The organism is Nitrosarchaeum sp. AC2 (assembly GCF_013407385.1).
GTDB lineage: Archaea > Thermoproteota > Nitrososphaeria > Nitrososphaerales > Nitrosopumilaceae > Nitrosarchaeum > Nitrosarchaeum koreense.
This window is the reverse complement of record NZ_CP030847.1, coordinates 1408118-1434038: the sequence shown is the minus strand read 5'-3', so window position 1 is coordinate 1434038 and position 25921 is coordinate 1408118. Positions and strand designations below refer to the sequence as shown.

Sequence of the window (25921 nt, the reverse complement as noted above, 5' to 3'; positions counted from 1 at the left end):
AATCTAGGCGTGTACCAGTCTAAAAAAATGGAATTGGTTCATTTTGAAAAACTGCCTAAAGACATGATCGCATTTTTGGTGATTAAAAATAGGATAATACTAGCATCATAATCTACTAGATTTTTGTGATGAATGATTAATCAATATCTCTAAAAGCTAGTTTGAAAAAGAAACCATAAATGACTGCAGGAGAAACTCTTCTAAAAATTTCAGACTATCCATTTGCATACTCGTTTATCACAATACTTTTGGTTTCTTTAGGTTATGGCTTTGTAAATAATCATTATCTGTTTTTGACAGCAGCAGGATTTTTTGGTACATCATTAGTTATCATAGATCCAGTTGGGAAATTTGTAATTCGTGGGTTGAAAAAAAACCTGAGAAAAACATTTCCAAGTAATCTTAGCAAACAGCAAGAACAACTTCTACAGTATCATCTTAGTGCAATAGATATTAAATCAATTAGAACTGAAGTTGATAGAATTGTTAGTTTTCTCTATTTTATATCATTAATGTTATTTTTTATATTAGCCATAGGATTGTCACAATCTTTTGTAGATATTCTTGTTATCACAAATCAAACAGACCAAATAATTTGCGATAGTAATTGTATTAGAATATTAGGTATTATTTTTCCAACAATATTAGCATCTTTTCTAATACATGAAGCTAGAAAGATGAAGAAGGAGTTAATTGAACGAACAACGATGGCAGGTTTTTATAGATTTAACTTGGATTTGAAATCTCCCACTAAAGCATCAAAAGATAGTTTTGGAAGAGCGATAGAACAAGGCGATTGGGGATTGGCAAAGTGGTGGCAAACTCAAATAGCAAAAGAAACAACATCGCAAGAAGGCTTTCAAGAACAAAGAACTAAACTTAGAACAGAGCAGATAATAAAACAGTTAGAAGTGTATGGTACACTATCAACACTTCTATCAGTTGCAGGAAATTGGCAAAATGTTCATGGTATTAGCAATATGAAAAACAATACACACATTCTAGGCACACCTGATGAAGAAAATAGATTTGGAGATATTTTTGAAAAGTCAAAGTATCTAATATCGGAAAAAGTTACGGAGATGTATTCTGAATACCATAAAACAAAATCATATGAACAAGGGAAGTTTCCAGGAACAAATACTTCGCGATCATATGTAATTGTAAATCTAACAAATATGGAAAAACAAGTGAATGATGAGTATAAGCAGTTGCTAAAACAATATAACAAAATAACGGGTTCTGAATTTGATCAGGAATATTTTGATTCAAATTTATTTGGTTGATGATACATCATCTTTCTTCATATTAGCACCAAACAAATAACCAATTATTCCGCCAGTCATAGTTTTAAGCAGATCTGACCAATAAGGAAAATTATCTATTTTTGTGCCAATACTTGATAGAATTACCATAATTAACGCAACTGCAAAAATAATTAAGAAACAAATTGCAGCCATTCGTTGTGCAGAAGTAATATTTTGTAAAACACGTTTTTCCATTATTTCACCAAGATAATTGCGTTCTACAACGTGGGCAAATAGCCGTATTTTTTTGAATTACAAGATTACAATGAGGACATCTGTAAATTTTGGTATTAGGATCGAATATTGCTTTTAGTAATAATGCGCCTAATAAGACCGCGCCTAATGCAATCCACACATCGTCTTTACCCATGAATATTGATTAGAAGAAGAATGTAATAACTTTAACAATCATTCTTCATCTAATTTTTTTAATATTTCTTCTACTTTTTGTTCCAAATCTATAATTGATTTTCGATGATGTGTTTGTGTCCGTAATTCTAGTAATACCCCACCAATGATAAGAAACATTCCAATTCCAGACATTAGTGCACTAAAATCGATTGTGGCCATAGTATTTGCATATATTGTAATCATTGAACTGCCTTGTATAATGCCCAAAATACCAAAAACGGTATAAGCCCATTCTTTGGTTGTAAGTATTTTCTTTTTCTGTTTTTCTTCATATTCTTTTCGTTTGTTTTTATCAATCAAAAACCAAATACCCATGCCAATAGCCCCCATCGTAAATGCAATACCAATTGACAAACCAATGGATTCTACGAAATCATTCATGATTTTTCTAAATTTTGTATTAACTTAAGGATTTACAAAAAGTTAGAATCCTGATATACCAATAATAAATCCCAAAATCATCATGATCACTCCTACAATAAGACAATTTTTTGCCAATTTTGCATCATCTTTTTTCAATACAAAATATGCGATTAGTCCACCAATAATGCCTAAAAATATTGGTAAAAGATACCACCAATTACTTCTTGATGTCGGAATTATAGATGATTGTCTAGAAACATAATCTGTTGCAGTTTCAGGTTTTTCAGTTGTTGATAGTGTTTGAGAGCCACATTTAGGACAGAACTTATCTGATTCGTCTACAATCTGAAAACCACATTTAATACAAAAAACCATGACTCATATTATTTTCATATGGACTTAAGTTTTTATGAAAATGTACGTTTAGTTATCTTTGTCAATTACTTCAAGTAATAAAGAATTAACTTCAGGTACTGAGATAATATTTCCAAGAACTGCGGTGTATTCTTTTATACCTGTAACCTTTCCATAAATTCCAACAATGTCATCTTCTAAAACTCTAGGTCCTTCATAATTTAACCAAATAGAATCTGTATAAAATGTGGTTCCAAATCCCAAGTCTTCTTTTGTAATTGAAACTAGTAGTGCATAATTATCTCCATACACTCGTTGTGATTGAACTACTTTGCCTTCTAAATACACAATTTTATCTACATATTTTTCATTATGGCGCAGTAATTCATCGTAATCAATTCCCAATATTGCAGAATTTTTAATTTGTGTAGGAGATAACGGTTGATTTGTTTTTTTTACTTCTATTGAATCAGTAGAATCTGACCCAATTGCAGCTAAAATTACCAATCCAAAAAATACCAAAACCACTATGCCCAATCCAATGCCTATTTTCTTTGTTTTACTACGTCCTTTTTTCTTTGGTTTATCATCTGATGAATTGAAATTGTTTTTTTCATTTTTAGATATATCCGAAATGGAAAAACCACATTTATTACAAAAATTTCCTTCAATTGGAATCTCATTTCCACATTTAGGACAAAATGGCAATAGTTCTGTAATTGGTGTGTAAAACTTAAGGATTTAGGAAGCAGATTTAGTTAAAAGGCATCATTGGAAATCTCATAGCTGAAAATATGCTAATAAAGAGCACATACAAAAATATTATCGCAATTGTACTTAGAACTCCTGCCAAAATTCCATCATTTGCTTTTTGTGGATCTTCATCTTTAACTGCAATGTACATCAAAATTCCACCAAGCAATCCCATTGTAATTGGAACTAACCATATCAATTTGGTTGGTTTTATTTTGGGGATTTCATCCATACGTCTATAGATCTTACATTAACTCTTAAGGATTTATGAAAACTTTCAAACACATTTTAGTTAGCCCGTAATAGATTACCAATTATTTTAATTACAGAATCTCCATTTTCAAAATTAATTTTGATCATTCTTGAGTTTGTATTAGTTACAGTCTCTTGATATGGCACTTCTATACCATCTATTATTACTATGAACGTATCATCTGTTTGATCTTGTTTTTTTGCATCAAATGATTCTCTTGGAATTTCTAGTAGCAATGATCCGTTATCTGTGGACATTATTGTTACTACTAATGCATAATTTCCAAAATCAGTTGTTATATTTTTTAGAGATCCCACAGTAATCCCATACTTTACATCAAATGTACCATAACTACCAGCATCCACTTCAAATATGTTAGTTGTAGTTACATCTGATTTTGGCGAAAAATTGAATTGAGTTTCTGCAACATTGCCTTCACCAAATGATGCTCTTACAGTATATTCTCCTGATTTAGCCCAATATGGCCCCTCAGCAATGATTGTATATGAATAACTTCCATCTTCTGCAACATTGAACTGTACTATATCTACCAAATTACCTTGATTGAAAATTTGTAATGTTACGGGAGTACCTATTATGATAGTACTTACTTTGCCTGAAATTACAATAGTTTCTCCTTCTACATAGTTTGATTTAGTAGAAACTGAAATTAGTGATTCGTAATTATTTGTAGGACTAATTGGTTTTTCATCATTTGATACTTTTAGTATCCTTTCTTTAATCAGATATTGAATTCCTTGAACAAATGAATTATCATCAATTTGTCCATTTGACCACCATCCTGCATTATTTTTAATCCATGTAGGAATTTGATTACTTCCAGTACCTGTTCCTTGTGTAGTTTGTGGAATTTTTAGTGTTCCTTCATTGATTAAAAATTTCATTCCAGAAACAAATGTAGCATCATCAATTTGTCCATTTGACCACCATCCTGCATTATTTTTAATCCAAGATGGAATTGTAGATTGGACTTGAGGTGTAGGTTTTGGTTCCACTTTTACTGGTTCTTTTGGTGGATCATATTTTGGTGGAGTATAACTAGTGTAAGGCTGTCCTGCTTTACAATATTGATTATCAGGACATTGTGAACAATAACCAGTGTCACCGCAGATGTATGAACCAGAATCCGATGGACATGAATGCCATCGATGACATCCACTTTGATGTGCATCAGCTAGAATTGGTACAAATGCAACAGATGTGATTAAAATAATCAATATTGGAATTTTCATTTTTTCTCTGAATCATAATTTATTTTTAATTCCAACAATTACAATGGCAGGGGCTACAAAATACATTCCTACATTAAGTAAAATCAAAGAGATTCCATATCCTAACACTGAAACTTCTGAATCCATATCTACATAGTTTAGAATTGATAGTGAACTAATCAAAGGAGTTAAAGTAATTTTTACTGCTTCTTTGAATATCGGTGATTCACGTTCCCAATCCGCAATTGTTGGGCTAAACGAATAGTAGAATTGATTGAATGTACTCATAAATGTAGTTCCAGACTCTGTTTGCAAGAGATTATTGTCTCGCAGTTCACGTAATTGTTGTACTTGGGGGGCTAGTTCAGAGCCATATGTTGCAGTGGCAATTAGACATCCTCCACCTTTGGGTTTTGATTCAAGTGGTGGACTCTCAACAGAATTAGATTGTGTAATTGTTTTTGTTTGTGTAACAGTTTGTCCTGCTTGTTGAGAATTTGCTACAATGTTATAACTTCCTGCTTTACCAGATTCTGGAATTTTAAACTTGAGATAAAATGAACCACCATCACCAAGTGTGACTGTTCTAATTAGAATTGTTTCGCCATCAGGATTTTTAATTTCTAATGCAACAAATTCTCCTGCATTTCCATTTTCTACATTACCATTAATCTCTACAGTATCACCACCTGCAAATTGTTCTTTGTTTGTGTTTATTGTTATGGTTTCAGAAAAGGAAAAAGGAATTACAGATACTACAAGTAGTGTAGCTAAAAATAAAACTAGTTTCATTGAATTCTCACCTGTGTAGATGATTCACCAGTGAGTGGAACTCCACCTTGACTAGGCCAGTCAGAAAATACATTTGCATAGATATCACCGTTTCCTATTTTTGCATCATTTGGAATAAAAAATGATAAAGTCATTTCTGATTGGCCTGAACCAAGCGTAGTCTTAAAAGAGCCAATACCAAGACTGGTCAACTCTGAATCAAACAAGTTGATAGTTACTAGTGAATTTGTATTTGAATCAGAATTTAATACAACTTTGACAAATCCCAATTTACCTTTTGTAAATGAAGAAATTGCATTTCCTTGTTGATCAGTAGGTTGTAATGAGACTATAGTTACTCTAGATGATGTAGATTTTACACTAAATGTTGTAGAATCTGAGACTTTTCCGGAAATTGTTGCAGTTGAATCAACTCGGTATGAACCATTTTGAGATGAATCAGGGAGTTTGAATTGCAAAGAACCATAGCCTCCAGAATCAGTAGAAACAGTTCTAGATACAATACTATCTCCACTTGGACCAATTACACTAACTGCAACGTTAGCACTTTTTGAAGTGTATATTTTGACTGTAACGAGTTCTCCTGGACTGTATTGAGAAGCATCAGTAGAAACTGAAATTGTTCCAGGTGTTGTTGGTGTTGGTGTAGGGGTTGGTGTTGGAGCAGGAGTTGGAGCAGGAATTATAGTTCCACCACGTTGTACTATCACATAACCTGTCATCCATGGATGAACCATGCAGTAGTAAGGGTACGTACCATCAGAATTGAATTTATGAGAAAATGTACTACCTGAAAGCATCAACGAACTATCAAATGCCCCATCTGGCCCATTACTTGGATTTCCACTAGTTACGGTATGAGCTGCTGAATCAGCATTATACCATGTAACTGTAGAACCTTTACCAGATGAAAATTGGAATGGCTGATAACATGAATTTGAATTTTCACAGCCAGGAGAACCTGTACCACTTGGGATAACAATATTTGTTCCATATGGAACATGTGTTGGAGTAGAAGGTAAAGGAGAGTAAGGAGTTGGTTGGGGATAATTATTTGAATTGGAGAATACAAATGTGCCGATGATTTCAATTTCATTAGTTCTTACCGGAAACATTATTGTCAGTGTTCTATCTCTAGAAGTTGATGATTCCTCAAAATCTACCTCATCACCATTAACTAAAACAAAGAAGGTATCATCTTGAGAACCCATCTTTGCATCAATCAAAGTTCTTGGTAATGTAATGACAAGTGCACCATCCTGATTTGCACCTATTGATATTATCAGTGAATTAGCTTCAACATCAGGAGTAACACTGTAAATTTTTCCTCCAGATATTTTGTAATTTAATTTAATGTCTGTACCAGAGGCAATTACTGTACCACTGTATGAGCTTGATTGTGAAGTAGGGGGAGAATATGATGCTTGTTGGACTATAAGTAATCCTTCCATCCATGGGTGAACCATACAATGATATGGAAATTCACCTGCTGTGGTTGCTGTCCATTCATATGAACTTCCAGCAATTACTAAGCTAGTATCAAATTCTCCTGATGGACCTTCTGCTGCAGTTCCTGCTGTCCATGTATGTGCAGCAGTATCTGTGTTTGAAAATATTACTTTACCGCCAACATCTATTGTTGCAGTTTTTGGATAATAGCATCCTTTTGAAGACTCTTCACATCCAGGAGCTCCAGATCCTGGAGATGGAGTAATTGTGACTTGAGTATGATCTGCAAATGCATCATTAATAGAAATGACTCCAGCTAAAACTGCCAAAGTAAATAAAAAAAGAATTTTTTTCAATATTTTTCTAAATGTTTTATGAACTTAAGCATTTTGGGAATTATTATTCAATTGTTTAAGAATCAGTCATTTCATAATTTATGAGTGAGAAAAGCTAAAGCCATAGGAATAGGAGTAGGAATATTTGTTTTAATTATTGCAATAATTCTAGGCTTAATTTATTATTCATACACACAAATTCATGTAAGTCTAAATGACGTTTCATATCACAGCATAGATTGGACAGAGTTATCGCTTTCAACTCTTCTCAAAATAGGTCTAAAGACACTCACAGGAAATTGGCTAAGTGCGGCATTTGATCTTATTGATGGTGTAAATCTTAATTTGTTTTTTGCATTATCAAATTATGGATTTTTACCTGTATACATTCCTGATTTATCATATGATTTGATACTAAATGGAGTACCTATGGGCACAGGAAAAATTTCAATTGATACAACAATTTATCCGGGAGAAACAAAACAGGTCAAGGCATTTCAAAATTTCAAAAAATCAGGTTTTTCTCCAGCAATTAATTCCATAGTAAGTGACGGTGGAAGAATTGATCTTCGCGTAAAAGGTACTGCATATTTTAAATTATTAGGATTTGAGATTCCAGTACCATTTGAGTCGTCAAAACAAATTTCACTGTATGATGAAATAAAAAAGAAATTATCTGGGGAACTATCTAAAAATCAAAAAGTACCCACTGCAATTACTTTGGATATTCCAATAAACACCGTCTATAGCGGAGATACTGTATACATTAATGGTAGGTTGACATCAGATGGAAGGGCATTACAAAATGCACTAATCTACATCAAAGATGAAGACACTGGTAGTGGGGATGATGTCATTAAATCATTATATACAGATAGCAATGGTAATTTTGGATTTACGTGGATTGCAAGAACCATGGACCCATTTGATAGTACAGTAGAATTCTATGCAGTCTTTGAAGGAGAATCAACTTATGACTCGGCTAGAAGTTATCAATACGATGTATCAGTTGTTTCTCAACCAGTAAAATCAACAGAGCAATACACTCAACCAAAATCAACACCACAAACATCACAAAATACTTTCAAATCTACTAGCATTACTCTGAATATTCCATATATGGTAGTCAATAAAGGAGACATTCTACCAATCTCTGGAAAACTCATAGACTCTACAGGTAGGGGAGTGCCAAACGCACTAATCTATATCAAAGATGAAGACACTGGTAGTGGGGATGATGAAATAGGCACCTTAACTACAGATTCCAACGGAAATTACAGTACAAACTGGAGTGCAAGAACTATGGACCCATTTGATAATGTAGTTGAGATTTATGCCGTCTTTGAAGGTTCAACTAATTACGGTAATGCCCGTAGTATCCAGATTAATGTTCAAGTAAATTAATTTAGAAATTCAATCTTTTTATAAACAAAAGTGGTGGGCATCAAACTAATTTGACAGAATTCATGAAGGATAAGCTAACACTTTACTGATGATGAATGATCTACAATTCGTACATCGTTATTGCAAAAACTCATCTTACCACTTAGAAACAAATTTTTCATCTCTTCTAATGCATCATAATGATTACCCAAGTTTGCTATTCTCCTCTCAGCTGGATTAATTCTATTATGACCCCAATCTGGATGTAATGCATGTAAAAGCTCGTGTACTAAAACTACTTTTAACATTCTATAATTTCTAGGAGTATTCTCCATTAATGAAACATGAACTCCTATTGGATAATACGGATGTAATCCAATCTGAATAAACGCATATGCATATTGTTTGACATCTTGTAATGATATTTCATATTGAGTATTTTCAAAAAATTCTTTAGCATCATGAATATGATGTTGTATTATTAGCTGTTTTGCATCATTAAGACAATCACACATCCAACAAATTGCATTGTTATCATTACTAACAACATGTTCTCCACCTATTGGAATTTCATATGGACTAAGAACATCTCTGTAAATTTTCTTTTCAATTTTTTGTGCTTCCTTTAAAGAAAATTCTAATTGTGGTGGTGGAATAATGGAATTTCCAAATTTGTCTATAACTAATTCGCCTGAAGCTATTCCACCGATTTCTCTAGCCCTTACAGTTAGAATACCGTCAGCATCAAGCTTGTATGTGACTTCAATTTCTTTATTCATCACTCCACTTCTTAATCCTCGTAACCAAAATTCTCCAATCTCCACATTTTCTAAAAATCCATGATTTTTTTCAAAATCCCCTTGCCAGACACTTATTTGAACTTCGGTTTGCATCGGTTTTGCAACATAATATGTTTTAGTTACCTCTATTGGATATGGTGTATTTTTTGCAATCATTGGATCCAAAATTTCTTCACCATCTTTTCTTGCCATCTCTCCAAGATCAAGAGGCGTGACATTTACCAAAGTCAAGCCTTGATACAATACAGGAAGGTTATTCTCATTTACAAGAACTGCACCTTGTATTGCAGCCCCAGAGGCTACGGTAAATGTAGGATCAATGCCTGGCTCAGGTGGTCTAATTAAATCAGAAATTGTGTTTTGAATAATAGGAATTTTTGTTGGTCCTCCCACTAGAACTACTTTATCAATATCTGATGGGGTTAAATTTGCACCTTTGAGTGCATCCATGACAACTAGTTTGCATTGATCTATAATGTCTGCAATTAGATGTTCAAAGTTAGAACGTACTACATTGATTTGTACTCCATCTAAAATATCATAATCTATGGTAACTGATTCTTTAGTAGATAGTTCAATTTTAATTGATTCAGCTAAATTTGCCAAAGATATTTTATCTGATTTTGATTCATGCCATGAAGGATACTGTATTTTTATTTTTTTTATGATCAATTTCATTAGTTTGTCATCCATGTCAATACCACCCAAAGAAGTATTTCCTGCAGTAGAAAGTACTTCATGAAAGCCACCACCAATTTCAATTATAGATACATCAAGTGTTCCTGCACCAAGATCAAATACTAGTACACGATTATTTTTTTCATCTCGATTTATTCCAAAAGCAATTGATGCGGCAATTGGTTCTGGAATAATGTGTAATACATCCAACCCTGCAATTTTTCCCGCATCACGTGTAGCTTGTCTTTGATTATCATTAAAGTATGCAGGTACAGTGATTACTGCTTTTTCAATTTTCTCTCCTAGTAGTTTTTCTGCATAAATTTTTATTTTTAATAAAATTAATGCCGAGATAAATTGCGGCAAATATGATTTACCAAAAACTTCAATTTGTTGCCCTGAACCCATCAGTCTTTTTACATTAGACACCGTTCCTTCTGGATTGTAAAATGATTGTTCAACCGCATTTTTTCCTATCAAGCAACTTCCATCTGCAAAAAACGATACTACTGAAGGAAGTGGTTTTTCAGTAGATGCTTTTTCATCTGAGGGAATAATCATGACTTTGCCATCTACTAGGACTGCTGCTGCAGAACTGCTTGTGCCTAAATCTATGCCTAGAACCTTCATGTCTTTGATTTGATTTTTTCCCATGCCCAATGAATTTTTGCTTGAATACGTTCTAATTCTTTTAGTTCTTTTTCTGATCTATTAACCCTATTACGTGAAGAATCATACTGTGTTAATAATTCTCGTCGCCTTTGATTTTTTTCTGAAATTGGTGTATCTGGGAATACACCGAGAACGCAATCTGGATCATCTGATGAAAAATCTGGAACGTTGGAATACATAGTTTTTTGTTGTGTTGGTTTTGGTGGTGGACGATATTCTCGTTTAGATTCTTGTTTTGGAGTGTAACTGTATCCTCCAGTTTGTTGTGGATTTTCTTTAAAGATTTCATTTGCTAAATTTTTTAAAAGATCTTCTACTGTATTGTCTCTATAATTTTGTGCGGAGTCTTTGCGTGGATTTTTTAGTTGATCTTCTTGGAATTTCTTATAAGTCTGATTTTCTCTTTCTCTAATTTCTGCGTCTCTAATCTCTTTTTGTCGTCTTTGCTCTTCTTGATCTTTCTTGTAACTATTAGATTCTCTATATTCTCTTTCTTTTTCTTCGTTTTCTTTTCTTTTCCTGTCTAGTTCTCTAATTTCTGCATCTTGTATTTCTTTTTGTCGTCTTTGTTCTTCTTGAAATTTTTTGTAAATATCTAATTCTTTTTCTTTTAATTCATTATTCGTTTTTTCATATTTGTGTTGACTAGACTCATTTGTAAAATTATCACTTGGTGAATGTACCCATCTTGCATAATTGATCTTTTTATTATCTTTCTCTTTGGTATTGTATTCTCTACTGTGTCCATCACTGTCATTCCCATATCTGTCATAACCTTCCCTGTCAAAACCAAAAGTATTGAACTTTGTATTCGTATCCCTGTGAATTCCATCTTTGTCATATCCATCATCATCATATTTTCTAAATTTACTAAATAGTCCTATCTTAGATGATTTCGTGGGTTCTTTTTCCCGCAATTTTTTCTGTCTTTCAAGACTTTTCTGGGTTTGTCTGTTTGCTCTTATTTTTTCAGCCTCTTCCATTTCAATTCGTTCACGACTGACTCTTTCTTTGCATTGGTCACATACTGTAGTAATACTTAGTCGAGGCAGAGATTTTCTACATCGTTCACAATAATCGCCCATGAATTTTCTAAATTTTCTATTCAATTAAGGATTTACGAAAAGAGTTTAGAAGGAGAAAGTTTAAGATAATAATCAAAATTATGAGGATGTGAAAAAAGTTGCCAAAATGTCCTAAATGTGGCAAATCATTATCGTATAGCAACCACCTTGATCTAAATGAAGCTCAATCAAAAATTGCAAGATACATAGATGAAAATAAAAATAATTCAGATGATCAAATCTTCATAGATAAATTAAGAGGAGAAATAACTCATACTTCACATCATGTATGGATTTCAAATAAAGGTGACATTGGTGAAAGTGGTCATGAAATTAGGCAGAAGGTTAGAAGAATATTATGGGATTATAGTAAAAGAAAGTTCAGACAAGATAATTCTCATATCAATCTTGATAAATATAGACCGCCTCATGAAGTGAAAGGTATTGTAAAGAAAATAATAATCAAATTATTTAAAAAATAATTCTCCAATGTCACAAAAAGAGTTTAGAACTTACAACTTTAGTATATACTTGGATAATTAATTTATTCTAATCTATGATTTCTTAAAATTTCGTATGAAATTTAATAATTTAGTCATGAAAGACACTTTGATGTTTTGTTGCTGTTCTCTCTCTTCTAATTCTTTGGCTCTTAGAAAACACTCTTCTGCTTCTTTATGTTTGCCAAGTTTCTTCAGTGAATTACCTTTGTATTTCCATGTCCATGCATTATGTGAATTGATCTTCAATGCTTTGTTGAAACAGTCTATGGATTCTTTATCCTTATTGAGTTCACTGAGTGCATTACCTTTGTAATTTAATGCCCATACATTATTAGGTTCAGTTTCCAATATTTTGTCAAAACATTCTACAACTTCTTCATTTTTATCAAGCAGGTAAAGTGCATAGCCTTTGTTATTCCACGCCCATACATTATTGGGTTCAACCTCTAACATTTTGTCAGAACATTTTATGGCTTCTTCATATTTACCGAATAGATTTAGTGCATAGCCTTTACAATTTAATGCCCACAAATCATTTGGTTGAATCTCTAACATTTTGTCAAAATATTCAATGGCTTTTTCATATAGACCTAAATTACCTGATTCAATGCCCTTGTTACTCCAAGCATTAGGGTCATCTTCTTTCATGAATTTATCAAAAATGCCCATAATTTTCTAATTATTCTAAAAACTTAAGGATTTAGGAATGAAAAAGTATACTCGTGAAAAATTAATCTATGTCTCAAATAGATGTAATCTAAAGCAATATCAAAATGACACATTATCTCATAGAATTTAGATTTTCAGGATATGTAAAAGGAGCAATAAGAGAATTAAAAGATAACATATCTAGAAACTATCATGTCAATAGAAGAAAAATAGTTCCACACATTACACTTGTAGGGCCATTATACACTAGAAATGAAAAACAACTAGTTGAAGAAGTAAAAAACATTGCAAAGCACTATGATTTGGTGAAATTTGGCATAGATGGATTTGATAGCTTTGAGAATCGTGTAATTTATGTGCGAATAAAGCCATCAGATGAACTCAAAAAACTCCGTTTGGAATTAAAAGAAAGACTGGAAAAATTCTGCGAGCTATCAGAATATGATTTTGATAGAAATTTCACATTTCATGCCACGCTTGTTTTCAAAGACATTCAAAGAAAATTTGATATGATTTGGGACTATCTTCAAACTTGGAAAATTCCTAAAATGGATCAATACATTTTAAGAATTGCAATAATAAAAGACTACAAAATACTTGCAGAATATGACCTCATGCAGAGAAAAGTATTGAATCGTTCTCAAGCATTGGACAAAAAAACACTACAAAAATCAATCTCAAAATTAGAAAAAAAGCAAGAAACTCCAGAAATAGAATTTGAAGATATTACAAAAAAGAAAAAGATTTTTGTAATTAGCGACACTCATTTTGATCATACTAATGTGATTAGATTCTCAGATAGGCCATTTGCTTCAACAAGACACATGAATCAACAACTAATTTCTAGATGGAATGATACGGTTAACAACGATACAGTGTATTTCTTAGGAGATATGTCACTTGGCAGAAGAAGACGACCAATAGACTATTGGTTGGGAAAACTTAGCGGACAGATATACTGTCTGAGGGGAAATCATGATAGCGATATAATTCAAAATGCTCCAGTACTTCACGATAGATATGGAATAAAATACCACGACTATCAATTCTTGCTAATGCATCATCCTTGGAGACCACATGGTTATGAGGGATGGATTATTCACGGACATACCCATAACACAAGTATGAAAGATCATCCATTTCTTCATCAAAAAAATAAGACCATCAATGTTTCTTCTGAGTTGATTGACTATACGCCAATAAATCTAGATAGAATTATTTCCTTAATTGAGACTGGACGAAGTTATAAAACAATGAATGGATAATTTTTACACCTGTCTGCGTCCGCTTATCCCCAAAATGGTGATAGAGTCCATGTAATGTGGAATAGAAATAATTTCTTCCACAAAAATGGTTCAAGCTATTTAAGATCGAATCTTGAAGAAGTCGAATGTATTTTTTGATAAACAGTACAAATTTTTGGATTTATAATAATTCAAGAAACTTTTTCTTTGTTAAACCACAATCAGAGATGATTTGTAATATCAATCCTTTACCAAGTTCGCTTTTTCTTGGAATAGATGTCCACAATCCTTGTCCATTCTCAACTATAATGTGACTTCCAGACTGCCTTGTTGCATAGAATCCTTGTTTCTTTAATGCCTTTAGAACTTCTCTCCATCCGATTATTGGAAGGCTCAAATTGAAACTGTCACTAGTTTGGAAGATAATTTCTTTTTACTTTCTAAATATGATTTGCAGATTTTTATAGCTTTTTTTGTATCTTCTATTGCTTCTGCTTTTGTGTTTCCTTGACCCCGAGCTTGAGGAATTTCTAAACACTGTCCTACATAAAATGTGCCGTCTTTTTTTAATAAAATACTATAGTCTCTTTTTTCACTCATGGTACAATTTAGAATTTTTAGTATATAAAATTAGGTTTTGCAAATATTGTAAAGTTGGAGTTTAGATGTGAACAGAACAAGTTTGGGATAACGACTTTTAGTTTTTACCTCTTTGGGAAATAAAATGGATACAGAATTCAATTCAAGGATCATAGTATTCATAGGTTTAGTGTAAAAATTTGAAAAAGGCTAGAAACTAGTCGTCATGAGCGAGATCATCTAAAAGTTTAGAGTATTTCTCAATAAGTTCATCAGTAATTTTCTCATGTTTTGGACTCATACTTATTCATCCTTTTTGAGATAGAAAAACGATCTGGTAAATTTCTTGAAATTTAGATTTTATTTATAAACAAAAGTGGTGGGCATCAAACTGATTTGACAAAACTCATCCCCGGCATATTTGAAAATATTTGGTACCCAATCATCCCACTCTCTTATTTGAAATTAAATTATATTATAACAGAACATTACCAATAAAGAGGAATTTCAGGCTATTTGGGCTTAAAACTATTTGACTAAATCCCACCCGAGGCTTATTTCATAATAATTTCTAAAATTTTCTATTTTTTAATATTTTATTCATCAAATGTTTCAATATCTGTTTCTAATTCTTTTCCCAATCCTTTCCACCACTGTGTTGTCTCGTTTGCCATTTGCCCTCATAATTGCTTTTAATTCTCCTTTATAGATCTGTCGGTTGATTCAACATTGATCAACACTCTCTAATAGTTTTAAACAGAATTATTTTGTTTTTGTCTTAATTTTTTACGATAAATTATAATTGCTAGTGCCCCAGCAGCACAACCAAAAAATACCGGCCATCGTAATTCGTTTCCAATCATACCTATAGAAGAATAAATTGTCCCACCAATTAATCCAAATCCGATCAATTCAAGAATTTTTATCATTATTTTTCTATTATATTCTAGTTAAATCAAAAAGATATATGGTTTTGTAAATCATACTGGATATGGACAAATATCTCATGGTTGTTATGATTTTTCTTATTGTTACAATACCTCTATCGCTCATATCCGTTTCTACAGGAGAACTTGAAGAACATCCAAATCTCCTATATTTTTATGGCTCTATAGCTGGAATATGTATAATTATAATTTACAGCTCATATAAAGAAAGAAAGCAAAAACAAAAAGATAAGTTAAATCGAAGATCTAAAAAATAAACTTAGAGTTCTAATCCAAAGGATTCTGCAATGCCTGCAAACTTTGCATAAGATTCCAAATACTGTCTTCCTTTTTCAGTTATTACAAATGTATTCTTATTGTCGAATTCTATCTTATTGATTAATCCAGAACCTGTTAAATTTTCTAAGAATTTTGATAATCTAGAATGTGATAAATTTGCCTTTGTTAGTAATGATGTTGTTTTAATGCCCTCTTGACCAGATTGCTGTGTGACCGTCAAAAGATCTGCTACTATCTGCATGCTTGTCCTATAGGAAACCATATGGTTATAGGTATAAAACCGAGATATAAGGGTATTACCACTAATTCAGATCAGATAAATACGCTCTAATCTGCTTTTTGTTATATTGACATCATCTATTCCATGGTTTGATAATTTTATGGGTGTAGCCTATCGTTATTATGATCTCAGAATGAATGTCGTTCCTTTATTTAGTGATAGAAAAGAAGCTTCAACTATTTGGCATGATACCGTACATTGGTGGTTAGATTCAACGATCAAGATTAGATTTGTTGAGATCGATGATGAATATTGGATAATTATCGGTTCAGATTCTCAGCACCCAGAATCAAATATGTCTTTTTTTAAAGTATTACAAAAATCAGAAAATTATGAACGATTCAAGAAGGGACATGGTGGTGAAGCATATTTGAGATTTGGAATTTACACAAAGAAATCTCGTAAGGATGTAAAAAATGACGCGTTATGTGATTGTGGACATGCAGCAGAAGATCATGATGAAGGTGATGGTGATGTATGCTTATACAACGATTGTAATTGTAAAACATTTTCAAGTTTTCAGGTAAATCTACTAAAAAGAAAAAAAACAATCACTAACATTGTATTTCTTGAAGAAAAAGATGTCAAAGAAGATCCACTTGCTTGGAATTGTCTTTATGTTAACAAATATTCAAAATTAGACTAGTCTTTTTCCTTATTTACTCGAACATGATCTCCTGGATAATGCTTATCGATCTTCTTTGAATAACAATCACCACAAATAGGACCTTTAATTCCCCATTCTTCCATGGGGTTAAAACGTAAAGATATTTTGCTATTGCAAATTGTACATTTTTCTTTGGTTCCCAAATCAATTACGCTCTCTTTGATCTATATAAAAAAGATTCTAGAATCTATTTGAAAAATCATGTTAAATAATACTGGTTTATATGAATTCTAGGTAGATAGTCTGACCAGTGTAAACCTCCTGCAAATTTTTACTTGGTTAGACTTCTACCTTCTTAAAATCTAAAACAAGTTATTTGCAAGTTTTTTCAAGGCTAAGATTTCTTCTTCCTCTTGCCTTATTTTTTTATCTACTACTCTAAGCATTGAATCATTCCATACATGTTGTGAGAAGAAATTGTGTTTTGTATTTGCTAACTCTATTTCATCATCTACTACTGTATCTTCTAAAAATTTTGTCACAACCACATCTGCAATTTTCAGAATTCTAGAATTTAGTTTAAAACTACGAAATATTGGTTCCATTCTTCTCACATCACTCTTGAAATCTCCTTTAGTTTCTAGAATTTTTTTATGTAAAATTCTAAAATAAACTCCGACATAAAATAAAGTTGCATATCTTTTTGTTTTATGACCTCCTTGTTTTCCATACTTCAATGTCTTTTTTGCATATTCTTTTACTAAATATGGATATAATAAAATTCTATAATCATCTTTTAGATTATCGTTGAACACATCATCATACTTACTTCCTCTCGGAAGAAATTGAGCTGGAGAACTATATGCTTCTGTAGGTCTTTGTTCGATTCCAGCAACTAGAGCTTGTATGGCATCTTTTGCAACAATGACTTTTTTGTGATTATCTGGAAGATATTCATTATATAGAGAATCTCCTTGATATTCTGATTGTTTTGATTTTGATTTTGTATCAAACGATCCTGCTTGAATCTCATAAAAATACCCGCAATTTTTTAATTGCGATTTAATAGATTTATGAAAATCCATTAGTGATACAAGATCTTTTCCTCTAACTGAATTCTGCGAATTTCTATATTTTGTAATGTTGTTCTGTTCTTGCTCATCATCGGCTTTGATTATTGTAACTGTCATAGAACCATCCATGTTTTTTGTTCTCTTTGAATGATCAAGAATTGAATTAGAAGTCTGTGCACCATTTACAATTTGTGGCGCATGAAGTTCTATGAGATTATCTCCTAATTCTTCAAAATCACTAACTACAATTGTAATTCCATTGTTATAATAAAAAAATTTTCCTGGATTACTTTGAAGTGTTTCTCTCAATCCTTTGTTTACTGTTGTTTTAAATTGCATCCATTGTCTTATGTTTGATTCAAACACATAATCTCTGTTTTTGCTAACAAATTCAGTTAATTCTCTTAGTTTTAAAATTCCTAAAATTGTATTTTCATGTCTAAGCATTCTTTCTAATTTAATAGATGATTTTTTTCCAGCAGCCGGTTTTTTTATTCGCTCCCATAATTTTTGAACAATTTTTTCAATATCTATTATTTCAATTATATCATCTTGATACTCTACTTTTTGATCTGTCACATAACAGCATTTTATTTTTAGATTTTTTTCTTTGATCTTTGTAACTAACTGAGCTAACTCAGGCCTCATTTTTGAAACATCTTTTCCAAGTAAACGTTTTGCATCTTCTTTGAATTTTGCAATTGCTTCAAATGAATGTGAAGTCCCATACTTTGATTGAAATAGACGAATAGTATTATCTGAAAAATCTACTGGTAAGTATGCATCAATACCGAGATCATTTGCACCATCTACAATTGCATCTGCAGCATCATCTTCTGTGGCCTCAAAAACTCGTGTAAGTACCCATTGAAGAAAATTATTGCCTTTTTCTACCTCACTTTTTGAATCTTCTGCATATTCTTGTATGCTTACTCTTACATTTTCTGAAAATCCTTCTAATGGTAAACTAGAATTTTTGTGAGCTAAAAGTGTATGGGAACCTGGTATGTATTCTAATAAGCTATTTCCGTTTTGAGCCAATTGTTATATCAATTATGTTATATATTTAGAGAATTTGGTAATTACATAATAACTCCGATCAATATGTGATGTAATTTGAAGAAAAAAATAATACCCTTAGCCTCCATTTTTGTGATAATTATAGTGGTAATTGGCATCGTATTGATACCTCAAAATGATAATTACGTTCAAACCACGGACGACTCAAAACCCATACTCAAAGCTGATGTTATCATGCCAACAAAAGTCTCCCGTCCTGGATGTGAAAAAACTGATTCTTGTTACATTCCATCAAAAATTTCAATAAAATCTGGTGACTCAGTTACATGGTTAAACGAAGATGCAGCATTTCATAGTGTCACTTCTGGTTATTATGGAAATCAAAGTGGACTTTTTGATAGTGAATATTTAGATCCTGAGGAATCTTTTACATTTATTTTCAAAAATCCTGGTGTCTATGATTATTTTTGTACATTACATCCATGGATGAAAGGACAAGTAATTGCTAATTGACAATAAAAGGTACCCGAGGGAGTCGAACCCCCTTGTATAAGCTTTGCAGGCTCACGCATAACCGTTCTGCCAGAGTACCGTTTTGAAAAACATGAATTGAATAATTAAACTCTTTAGATTAAAATCAGATAAATGGTTTTGATGCAAGTTTGATGTCTTCGGCTTTAATCGTTTTTCTTCCTGCATGTAAAGCCATATCTACTGCACTTTTTGCAATTTTGTTAGCCAATTCTTCGATTATTCCTCGTAGTTCTTCTGCTGATTCATCGCTAACTCTCTCCGCACCTGATTTTTTTAAAATTCTATACATTGCTGAAATGCCCAATTCTGATGATTTCATTAACCTTCATTTTCTTTTTTCCGATAAAAGATTATGAGTTAAAAAATATCACTAAGGAATCGATTTATACAGACTATTTTCAAAGTTGAGGCAATGACTTGGTTATATGATTCTCATATTCATTTAACTGATCCGTATTATCAAAATGATCTGGATTATATTATTCGGGGCATGGAAAATATGAAAATTCAAGCTTGCTGCGTCTCAATGGATACTATAACATCCCAAAAAACATTGGAGCTTGGAAACAAGAGTAATCTTATCTTGCCCTTTATTGGTATTCATCCTGAACGTATCGATGATGATTTAGAATTAATGATAAATCTAATTACTGAAAACCAGCAAAATATTTCAGGTATTGGAGAAATTGGATTAGATCCTACATATGTCAAATCTGATGAAGACAATAAAAACCAAATCTACTTTTTTGAAACCTTTCTATCCATTGCAGAAAAATTCAAAAAACCAATTTCTATTCATTCTAGAAAAAGTTTAGATCAGATTTTTTCTATAATGACTTCTTATAATACTAAACATGCATTACTTCATTGGTTTGATGGAAGTAAAAAGCAGCTTCAAAAAGCAATGGATATGGGTTTTTTTGTTTCATATGGACCTGTAACGATTTATGCCAATGATAAACAAGCACTGTTATCTCAAACACCGGAAAACAAAATTCTAGTTGAAACTGACGGTCCTGTAAAATTCTCAAGGTGTTTTGAAATGAAATCTGGTCAGATTAGTTTCATACCAAGTGTTGTATTTTGTGCCTCTAAAGTACTTGGTAAATCATATGATGAAATGGCTATGTTATTGGAAGCAAATACCAAATCATTCCTTCGAATATAGGTATAAAAAACCCCTGTTCAATACACGAGGAGTGGATAGAATTAAGCGACTTTCATACGAAGTATTAGATGAGCACAAACAAAAATTTGGAGAAGATTTTGCTGATAACAAAAAAATCTTAGATCAAATAGCTATAATTCGTTCTAAAGGATTAAAAAATGAAATTGCAGGCTATATTACTAAATTTATCAAAAAAGAAATTCGTGACGAAAAAATAAAACAGTCTCAAATTGAGTCTTCTAAAGTCGAAAATTACCCATTACAAGAAAAAATTTCAGATGACGACTCTAATGAAGAACAAGTTATTGAAATTGTCTCAGAACCAAAAAGCACCGCTACTGAAGAATAACTCTTAGCAAAACAGAAAATTAATCACTAGCATTTTTGATGATATCTATATGATCATGATTAAACTTGTAGGAGGTGCAAAAAAGTCATTTTTAACCGATGAGATAAAAATTGATAAATCTGATATAACTATTCAAGAACTCCTTGATTTATTACTAAACCTAAAACCAACAAATACTCCTAATCTTGATGTTGAAAATATTTTGATCGCAATTAACGGTGTTGATTCTTCTGCAATGGATGGCAAAAATACAGAAATTAAAAACAACGATGTAGTAAGTATAATTCCTATAATTCATGGTGGTTCGTCTAAAAGACTATTTTTCAATATATCAAATAAATTAATTCAAGTCGTTGAAATTAAAGGCAAAGATGACCTCACAGTTACTTTTGTTGATAATCTAAGGAAAAAATTTCCTAGCGTAAAACTTCAGGCAGTGTCCAGTAATTTTGTTTTAAACAGATATCATCTTAAAAAAATTATTTCATTATCTGTTTATTCTGAGAAGAATGATATTTTACTTTCAAATAAATTTGAAATGGATATTTTGATGCGTTTTGCTATTTCATCTCAAATTTCTACTGCAATTAATTCTGCTGGAATGAAACCAAAACAAAACTTTATGTTAATTGCGCTTGGAAATAGAAAAATATTAGACAAGCTTTACAATGAGATTGAAATTATTTCAATTCCGTTATTTTCAACAGATCATACATCATTTTTAAAAAAATATTATAAAATAACAGATAAGCAACTTGATGCAGTTATCTCAAAAAATCCTCTTGAAGATATATTGATCGAAAAAGCAGCAATTTTACTCTGACATACTTCTCTTTGTTTTTTCTACGCTCAAAATATCTGTTTTTTTGACTATGGCAATTCCTGTTTTATTTCCCAAAATTTCAATTAATATGATTTTGTCTGGAAATTCTAATGATACTTTATTTTTAACTTTATTTGCTATTCTTGAAATTAGCTCCTGACTTGAAATGTCTGAATTTCTTTTTTCAATTGATATTCGGTATGAATCATGAGAAAAAATTAATTTAATTAAATCTGAAATTCCTTCTTCGATACTTTCAATCTTTGTTTCTGTAATTTTTTGAATTGGAATAATTCTTAAAGAATATCTAATACACCATGGTTCATCTAATATCCTTTCTTTGATTTTGTTTACTACATCAATTGGGTCTAGTTTTGTTTCCGCAGTCAATATCCCAGACATGTTTGTAATGGTTATCTTTGGTTCTGAATCTCCTATTTTATCTAAAATATTTGATATTTCTTGTTTAGTTTCTAATTCTAAATGTCTGGCACACGTAATTATTAGATTCAAAGTATTTTCAGGATCTCCCCTCGTGTTAAAACTATATGTCTATGGATTCTCAACTGATTTACTATCATTCTTTCTTTAATTATTCATTTACATTTGAATAAGTTTTTTAATTGACTGAATTTTCTTATCATAGATATGTCTAGTCCATCGTCAGAATATGAGGACAATGAATTTCAAGATGATTTTGATGATGATTTAGATGAATTTGAAGAAATTGAAGACTAGATAGTTAATCCAAAGTTATCTGCAAAAGATGTGAATGTATAATACGCTTGAAGAAATTCTCGTCCGGATTGACTAATTCTATATTTATTTGAACCAGTTGTCCCATCTTGTTCTAATAATCCTTGAGATACAAGTGTCTTTAAAATTCTGGAAATTCTTGAATGTGAGACATTAGCTTTTCTAATGAGATAAGTTACTGAGGCTCCATCTTCATCTTGTAGATCATCACGTGTGGTGGCAAGTATGTCGCCAATAATTTTCATATGCGTTCTGTACTCTGTCATTAATATCCCTGTATACTTTAATTGCATAATTTCTATGAGAGTCAGTTGATATTTTGCAATATACTAAAAAGATAAAAGAATTTGACAAATTTTGATTTTGAAAGTAATTTGAGCCTAATACTTGTTAATCCAGATCATCGAATTTTATCTTGGTTAGTGGGATTTTGCTTACTGGAATAAACAATGCAATTAGACCTCCAATCTTGATTGCCATAGAAATTGAGTACAAAATAGATTCTGGAAATACAAACGAATACCATCCTAAAAACTCTCCAAGAGCTAATAATGCTAATCCCACAGCTACGGATATTGCTCCTTTGTTTTTGTTTTCAAAATATGATAACATTGTTTCAATCGCACCATAAGCCAATAAAATAAATGAAATAGATCTAAAGATGTGTTCTATTTGTACAGATGACACTAAAAATAACGGAAAAATTCCAACTGATCTAAAGTATCTTGATTTTGGAAAAAATGATTTAATGCTATGTGAAAATGCTATAAAGAAATATCCTATTGTTTGAATAACAATTCCTAGAGTTTGAATCCATCTTTCTATGTTTCCTGATTTTGTTATGAAATCTTCCACCATATATCCTGCCCATATTACAAAAAATCCCGCACTTATTGAAAAAAATGCAATTGTTAATCGAAATAATGTAGGGCTACCGGTATTTCTAAATCCAATTAGTGACATTATCCCTATTGCAAGTCCTACTAAAAATCCAATTAAATTTAATATGTTTTCTAGTAGAAATTCCAATGATGATTAACGATTCATCAATCTAATTATTTTAATCTGCTGAATGATTTTACCATGTGGTTAATCCCATTCATCTAATGACCCTGCAGCCTGACCTTCAGTACTACCTGTATAGTCACCGAGAATATCCGAATACGTTGTTTCGTTATGAGCAACAAATTTAACATATTCACCATAACTCATATCTAAATCACAGTTATCGCATTTTACAAAAGAAAAATCCATTGATAATTCTGCATTTTTCTTACATTTTGGACATTTTATTTTCACAACTAATTCTGCATTTGTTATTTATTATTACTTTACATTCGTAAAATGCCTATCTGATGGTTTTCACTTGATAAAAGATAAAAGGAGTTCTATTTTGTTAGAATCTATGAGTCGAGCTTGTACAAAATGTAAGAATTCCATCCCAGATACAGAACAACTTGATATGGTTGCTGAAAAATATCCAGTTTGCAACAAGTGTTGGGCTGAATGGAAGGAATACCGTGTAATGGTAATGAATGAAATGAGATTAGACATGTCCATGCCAGATCATAGAAAACTGTTAAAAAAACACGAAAAAATCTTTGCAGGCGTACTTACTCCTGAAGGAGAAATTGTAGATTATACCAATGAAGATAATAGAAAACCTGACAAGCCGCCTGGTGCTTAAAAATTCAAGTGTATTTTAGCATTATCTGGTATAATTAGCATTAATTTTCTTTTATCTTCAACATCTAGTTCACTTACTATCTTCTTAATTGATTGGACAAGAATTTCTTTTTCCTCGTTCTTTAGCGTCAGGAAAATCTCTAGTATTCCATCTAGATTAAACTCAATTAATTTCTGAGGTGATTTTGAGACCTCATTGATGTACCCTGAGAATAATCCATTTCTTTGTTCTTCAGGTAGTGTAGTTAGAATTTCTAACCACGTCTTGAATAGTTTAGCAAAATTTGGAAACGGAATTGTAGGCCCAGCTTCAAGTGCGTTATTTATGATCTCCATTTTTTCTGCATCACTCATTGAAAAAAATTCAACCATTCTTTTTTTCAAAACAGGTATTCTGAGAAAATCTGGAAGATTTGCTAAAATTACTATGATATTTCCTGCATAATTAGGTCCTGCCAACGATCAACTCTGTTTTTAATTGAATATTAAATCATCTGATAACACTTTAGCTTAAATAAACGAAATTTGAGTTCGAGAATATGTCTTCTACTGTTGTTGTTGGTGGATTTTTTGGTGATGAAGGTAAAGGAAAGATTATCTCATATTTGGCAATAAAAGATAACCCAAAAATTATTGTTAGAGGTGGAGCAGGTCCAAATGCAGGTCATACAATTAGAGATGGTGATAAAACATACAAAGTCAGAATGTTACCAAGCGGATTTTTAAATAAAACTGCAAAAGTAATGATTGGCCCGGGCGTTGTAATTAATCCAAGTGTTTTATTAAAAGAGATTCAAGATTTTGACGCATCTGGTCGTGCATTTATTGATAAACACTGTGGAATTATTGAAGAAAGCCATCTTCTCCGTGATTCTAAAGGAGAATTAAAAGAAAAAATTGGTAGTACTGGTTCTGGTACAGGACCTGCAAATGCCGATAGAGCCATGAGAATTTTAAAACTTGCAAAAGATATTGATTCATTATCTTCATTGATTGTAGATGTTCCTGAAGAAATTAACACTGCCCTTTCTTTAAATCAAAATGTTCTAGTTGAAGGAACACAGGGAACTTTCTTATCTTTGTGGCATGGGACATATCCTTTTGTAACTTCAAAAGACGTTACTGCATCTGGAATATGTGCTGATGTTGGGCTCGGACCAAAAAAAGTAGATGAAGTAATTGTTGTTTTCAAAGCATATGTTACACGTGTTGGTACTGGACCATTATCAAAAGAACTTTCTCTTGAAGAAGCTGAAAGAAAAGGTTGGTCTGAATTTGGAACTGTAACTGGACGACAGAGGCGGGCAGCTGATTTTGATTTTGACTTAGCTAGGCGTGCAATCATGCTTAATAGTGCAACACAAATCTCTATTACAAAATTAGATGTTCTATTTCCAAATTGTGCAGGTAAAACATCATTTGAGGAACTTTCTATTGATGCTAAATCATTCATAAAAAATATTGAAGAAAAATTAAACACGCCTGTAACTATAATTGGAACAGGACCAAATGTCAATGAAATTATTGATAGAAGAAAATAGCCTGAAAAATTTTAGGG

Annotated in this window: 34 protein-coding genes and 1 pseudogene; 11 read left to right on the top strand and 24 right to left on the bottom strand. The window is 31.8% G+C overall.

Going from position 1 to position 25921, the window contains the following annotated elements; all coding sequences use genetic code 11:
- The first annotated feature begins 179 nt into the window (after positions 1 to 179).
- On the top strand, positions 180 to 1286 hold the full coding sequence (locus DSQ20_RS08700; protein ID WP_179365324.1) for a hypothetical protein: 1107 nt from the start codon (positions 180 to 182) through the stop codon (positions 1284 to 1286).
- Here the strand turns inward: DSQ20_RS08700 and DSQ20_RS08695 are convergent.
- The 9 genes and pseudogenes from DSQ20_RS08695 to DSQ20_RS11045 form a co-directional block, all read right to left on the bottom strand.
- The gene (locus DSQ20_RS08695) at positions 1275 to 1502 is read right to left on the bottom strand and encodes a hypothetical protein (RefSeq protein ID WP_179365323.1); all 228 of its coding nucleotides are present in this window, start codon (positions 1500 to 1502) and stop codon (positions 1275 to 1277) included. The two genes, DSQ20_RS08700 and DSQ20_RS08695, sit on opposite strands and share 12 nt — an antisense overlap.
- A 4-nt stretch (positions 1503 to 1506) precedes the next feature.
- Positions 1507 to 1677, bottom strand: coding sequence for a hypothetical protein (locus tag DSQ20_RS08690; protein ID WP_179365322.1), 171 nt, complete (start codon positions 1675 to 1677; stop codon positions 1507 to 1509).
- Between the two features lie 38 nt (positions 1678 to 1715).
- A complete protein-coding gene (locus DSQ20_RS08685; RefSeq protein ID WP_179365321.1) occupies positions 1716 to 2099 on the bottom strand; it encodes a hypothetical protein in 384 nt (127 codons plus the stop codon).
- 42 nt (positions 2100 to 2141) lie between these two features.
- Positions 2142 to 2456, bottom strand: coding sequence for a zinc ribbon domain-containing protein (locus DSQ20_RS10440; RefSeq protein WP_218841287.1), 315 nt, complete (start codon positions 2454 to 2456; stop codon positions 2142 to 2144).
- A gap of 48 nt (positions 2457 to 2504) precedes the next feature.
- Positions 2505 to 3143 (bottom strand): zinc ribbon domain-containing protein, encoded by a 639-nt coding sequence (locus DSQ20_RS08670; protein WP_179365320.1) that lies wholly within the window; start codon positions 3141 to 3143, stop codon positions 2505 to 2507.
- Positions 3144 to 3189: 46 nt separating this feature from the next.
- Positions 3190 to 3420, bottom strand: coding sequence for a hypothetical protein (locus DSQ20_RS08665; RefSeq protein WP_179365319.1), 231 nt, complete (start codon positions 3418 to 3420; stop codon positions 3190 to 3192).
- 734 nt (positions 3421 to 4154) lie between these two features.
- Positions 4155 to 4442: pseudogene (locus DSQ20_RS08660) on the bottom strand (peptidase); the annotation flags it as partial.
- 264 nt (positions 4443 to 4706) lie between these two features.
- Positions 4707 to 5465 (bottom strand): CFI-box-CTERM domain-containing protein, encoded by a 759-nt coding sequence (locus tag DSQ20_RS10895; protein WP_255458225.1) that lies wholly within the window; start codon positions 5463 to 5465, stop codon positions 4707 to 4709.
- On the bottom strand, positions 5462 to 7270 hold the full coding sequence (locus tag DSQ20_RS11045; RefSeq protein ID WP_370464186.1) for a plastocyanin/azurin family copper-binding protein: 1809 nt from the start codon (positions 7268 to 7270) through the stop codon (positions 5462 to 5464). The genes DSQ20_RS10895 and DSQ20_RS11045 overlap by 4 nt, the downstream gene beginning before the upstream one ends.
- Positions 7271 to 7354: 84 nt before the next feature.
- Between DSQ20_RS11045 and DSQ20_RS08640 the strand changes: the two genes are divergently transcribed.
- Entirely contained in the window at positions 7355 to 8653 is a 1299-nt protein-coding gene (locus DSQ20_RS08640; RefSeq protein ID WP_179365318.1) for an LEA type 2 family protein, read from the top strand.
- Positions 8654 to 8727: 74 nt separating this feature from the next.
- Here the strand turns inward: DSQ20_RS08640 and DSQ20_RS08635 are convergent, their stop codons facing one another.
- Entirely contained in the window at positions 8728 to 10764 is a 2037-nt protein-coding gene (locus DSQ20_RS08635; RefSeq protein WP_179365317.1) for an Hsp70 family protein, read from the bottom strand.
- Positions 10737 to 11867, bottom strand: a complete 1131-nt coding sequence (locus DSQ20_RS08630) for a hypothetical protein (protein WP_179365316.1) — start codon at positions 11865 to 11867, stop codon at positions 10737 to 10739. The genes DSQ20_RS08635 and DSQ20_RS08630 overlap by 28 nt, the downstream gene beginning before the upstream one ends.
- Before the next feature lie 98 nt (positions 11868 to 11965).
- On the opposite strand from DSQ20_RS08630, the gene DSQ20_RS08625 reads away from it, so the two are divergent.
- Positions 11966 to 12328 (top strand): hypothetical protein, encoded by a 363-nt coding sequence (locus DSQ20_RS08625; RefSeq protein ID WP_179365315.1) that lies wholly within the window; start codon positions 11966 to 11968, stop codon positions 12326 to 12328.
- 72 nt (positions 12329 to 12400) lie between these two features.
- On the opposite strand, the gene DSQ20_RS08620 is transcribed toward DSQ20_RS08625, so the two are convergent.
- Positions 12401 to 12997 (bottom strand): tetratricopeptide repeat protein, encoded by a 597-nt coding sequence (locus tag DSQ20_RS08620; RefSeq protein WP_179365314.1) that lies wholly within the window; start codon positions 12995 to 12997, stop codon positions 12401 to 12403.
- 125 nt (positions 12998 to 13122) lie between these two features.
- Here DSQ20_RS08620 and DSQ20_RS08615 point away from each other — a divergent pair, with 125 nt between their 5' ends.
- Positions 13123 to 14283 (top strand): 2'-5' RNA ligase family protein, encoded by a 1161-nt coding sequence (locus tag DSQ20_RS08615; RefSeq protein WP_179365313.1) that lies wholly within the window; start codon positions 13123 to 13125, stop codon positions 14281 to 14283.
- A 160-nt stretch (positions 14284 to 14443) separates the two neighbouring features.
- On the opposite strand, the gene DSQ20_RS08610 is transcribed toward DSQ20_RS08615, so the two are convergent.
- The 4 genes from DSQ20_RS08610 to DSQ20_RS08595 all read right to left on the bottom strand — a co-directional run bounded on the left by DSQ20_RS08610 (position 14444) and on the right by DSQ20_RS08595 (position 16329).
- Positions 14444 to 14659 carry a type II toxin-antitoxin system HicA family toxin gene (locus DSQ20_RS08610; RefSeq protein ID WP_179365312.1) on the bottom strand — a complete coding sequence of 72 codons (216 nt, stop codon included), beginning with the start codon at positions 14657 to 14659 and terminating at the stop codon, positions 14444 to 14446.
- Positions 14656 to 14862, bottom strand: coding sequence for a type II toxin-antitoxin system HicB family antitoxin (locus tag DSQ20_RS08605; RefSeq protein ID WP_179365311.1), 207 nt, complete (start codon positions 14860 to 14862; stop codon positions 14656 to 14658). Before DSQ20_RS08605 ends, DSQ20_RS08610 begins: the two co-directional genes overlap by 4 nt.
- A gap of 731 nt (positions 14863 to 15593) precedes the next feature.
- On the bottom strand, positions 15594 to 15770 hold the full coding sequence (locus DSQ20_RS08600) for a hypothetical protein (protein WP_007551290.1): 177 nt from the start codon (positions 15768 to 15770) through the stop codon (positions 15594 to 15596).
- A 277-nt stretch (positions 15771 to 16047) separates the two neighbouring features.
- Positions 16048 to 16329 (bottom strand): winged helix-turn-helix domain-containing protein, encoded by a 282-nt coding sequence (locus tag DSQ20_RS08595; protein WP_237698822.1) that lies wholly within the window; start codon positions 16327 to 16329, stop codon positions 16048 to 16050.
- Between the two features lie 118 nt (positions 16330 to 16447).
- Between DSQ20_RS08595 and DSQ20_RS08590 the strand changes: the two genes are divergently transcribed.
- Entirely contained in the window at positions 16448 to 16993 is a 546-nt protein-coding gene (locus DSQ20_RS08590) for a hypothetical protein (RefSeq protein WP_179366369.1), read from the top strand.
- On the opposite strand, the gene DSQ20_RS08585 is transcribed toward DSQ20_RS08590, so the two are convergent.
- Both DSQ20_RS08585 and DSQ20_RS08580 read right to left on the bottom strand, forming a co-directional pair.
- Positions 16990 to 17157, bottom strand: a complete 168-nt coding sequence (locus tag DSQ20_RS08585) for a hypothetical protein (RefSeq protein ID WP_007551286.1) — start codon at positions 17155 to 17157, stop codon at positions 16990 to 16992. The two genes, DSQ20_RS08590 and DSQ20_RS08585, sit on opposite strands and share 4 nt — an antisense overlap.
- A 159-nt stretch (positions 17158 to 17316) precedes the next feature.
- Positions 17317 to 19068, bottom strand: a complete 1752-nt coding sequence (locus DSQ20_RS08580) for an AIPR family protein (RefSeq protein WP_007551285.1) — start codon at positions 19066 to 19068, stop codon at positions 17317 to 17319.
- Between the two features lie 75 nt (positions 19069 to 19143).
- On the opposite strand from DSQ20_RS08580, the gene DSQ20_RS08575 reads away from it, so the two are divergent.
- Positions 19144 to 19560, top strand: coding sequence for a plastocyanin/azurin family copper-binding protein (locus DSQ20_RS08575; protein ID WP_179365310.1), 417 nt, complete (start codon positions 19144 to 19146; stop codon positions 19558 to 19560).
- 124 nt (positions 19561 to 19684) lie between these two features.
- Here DSQ20_RS08575 and DSQ20_RS08570 read toward each other — a convergent pair whose 3' ends face one another.
- Positions 19685 to 19900: a histone family protein gene (locus DSQ20_RS08570; RefSeq protein ID WP_007551282.1), complete on the bottom strand. Its 216-nt coding sequence runs from the start codon at positions 19898 to 19900 to the stop codon at positions 19685 to 19687.
- A gap of 93 nt (positions 19901 to 19993) precedes the next feature.
- On the opposite strand from DSQ20_RS08570, the gene DSQ20_RS08565 reads away from it, so the two are divergent.
- From DSQ20_RS08565 to cgi121, 3 genes are read left to right on the top strand one after another with little or no spacing between them, the layout of a single operon-like run.
- Complete coding sequence (locus DSQ20_RS08565; RefSeq protein ID WP_179365309.1) at positions 19994 to 20749, top strand: TatD family hydrolase; 756 nt, start codon at positions 19994 to 19996, stop codon at positions 20747 to 20749.
- Positions 20750 to 20780: 31 nt separating this feature from the next.
- Entirely contained in the window at positions 20781 to 21098 is a 318-nt protein-coding gene (locus DSQ20_RS08560; protein WP_179365308.1) for a hypothetical protein, read from the top strand.
- 49 nt (positions 21099 to 21147) lie between these two features.
- A complete protein-coding gene (gene cgi121 / locus DSQ20_RS08555; RefSeq protein WP_179365307.1) occupies positions 21148 to 21921 on the top strand; it encodes a KEOPS complex subunit Cgi121 in 774 nt (257 codons plus the stop codon).
- Here the strand turns inward: cgi121 and DSQ20_RS08550 are convergent.
- From DSQ20_RS08550 to DSQ20_RS08535, 4 genes are all read right to left on the bottom strand, one after another.
- Positions 21913 to 22434, bottom strand: coding sequence for a THUMP domain-containing protein (locus tag DSQ20_RS08550; RefSeq protein ID WP_179365306.1), 522 nt, complete (start codon positions 22432 to 22434; stop codon positions 21913 to 21915). The two genes, cgi121 and DSQ20_RS08550, sit on opposite strands and share 9 nt — an antisense overlap.
- 221 nt (positions 22435 to 22655) lie before the next feature.
- Positions 22656 to 22943, bottom strand: coding sequence for a winged helix-turn-helix domain-containing protein (locus DSQ20_RS08545; protein ID WP_007551274.1), 288 nt, complete (start codon positions 22941 to 22943; stop codon positions 22656 to 22658).
- Positions 22944 to 23067: 124 nt separating this feature from the next.
- Entirely contained in the window at positions 23068 to 23706 is a 639-nt protein-coding gene (locus DSQ20_RS08540) for a hypothetical protein (RefSeq protein WP_048110005.1), read from the bottom strand.
- A 60-nt stretch (positions 23707 to 23766) separates the two neighbouring features.
- Positions 23767 to 23976: a hypothetical protein gene (locus DSQ20_RS08535; RefSeq protein WP_179365305.1), complete on the bottom strand. Its 210-nt coding sequence runs from the start codon at positions 23974 to 23976 to the stop codon at positions 23767 to 23769.
- A 106-nt stretch (positions 23977 to 24082) separates the two neighbouring features.
- Between DSQ20_RS08535 and DSQ20_RS08530 the strand changes: the two genes are divergently transcribed.
- Entirely contained in the window at positions 24083 to 24364 is a 282-nt protein-coding gene (locus DSQ20_RS08530) for a Fe(2+)-trafficking protein (RefSeq protein ID WP_048110517.1), read from the top strand.
- On the opposite strand, the gene DSQ20_RS08525 is transcribed toward DSQ20_RS08530, so the two are convergent.
- Positions 24361 to 24822 carry a hypothetical protein gene (locus DSQ20_RS08525; RefSeq protein ID WP_179365304.1) on the bottom strand — a complete coding sequence of 154 codons (462 nt, stop codon included), beginning with the start codon at positions 24820 to 24822 and terminating at the stop codon, positions 24361 to 24363. The two genes, DSQ20_RS08530 and DSQ20_RS08525, sit on opposite strands and share 4 nt — an antisense overlap.
- Positions 24823 to 24902: 80 nt before the next feature.
- Here DSQ20_RS08525 and DSQ20_RS08520 point away from each other — a divergent pair, with 80 nt between their 5' ends.
- Positions 24903 to 25904 (top strand): adenylosuccinate synthetase, encoded by a 1002-nt coding sequence (locus DSQ20_RS08520; protein ID WP_179365303.1) that lies wholly within the window; start codon positions 24903 to 24905, stop codon positions 25902 to 25904.
- The last annotated feature ends 17 nt before the right edge of the window (positions 25905 to 25921 follow it).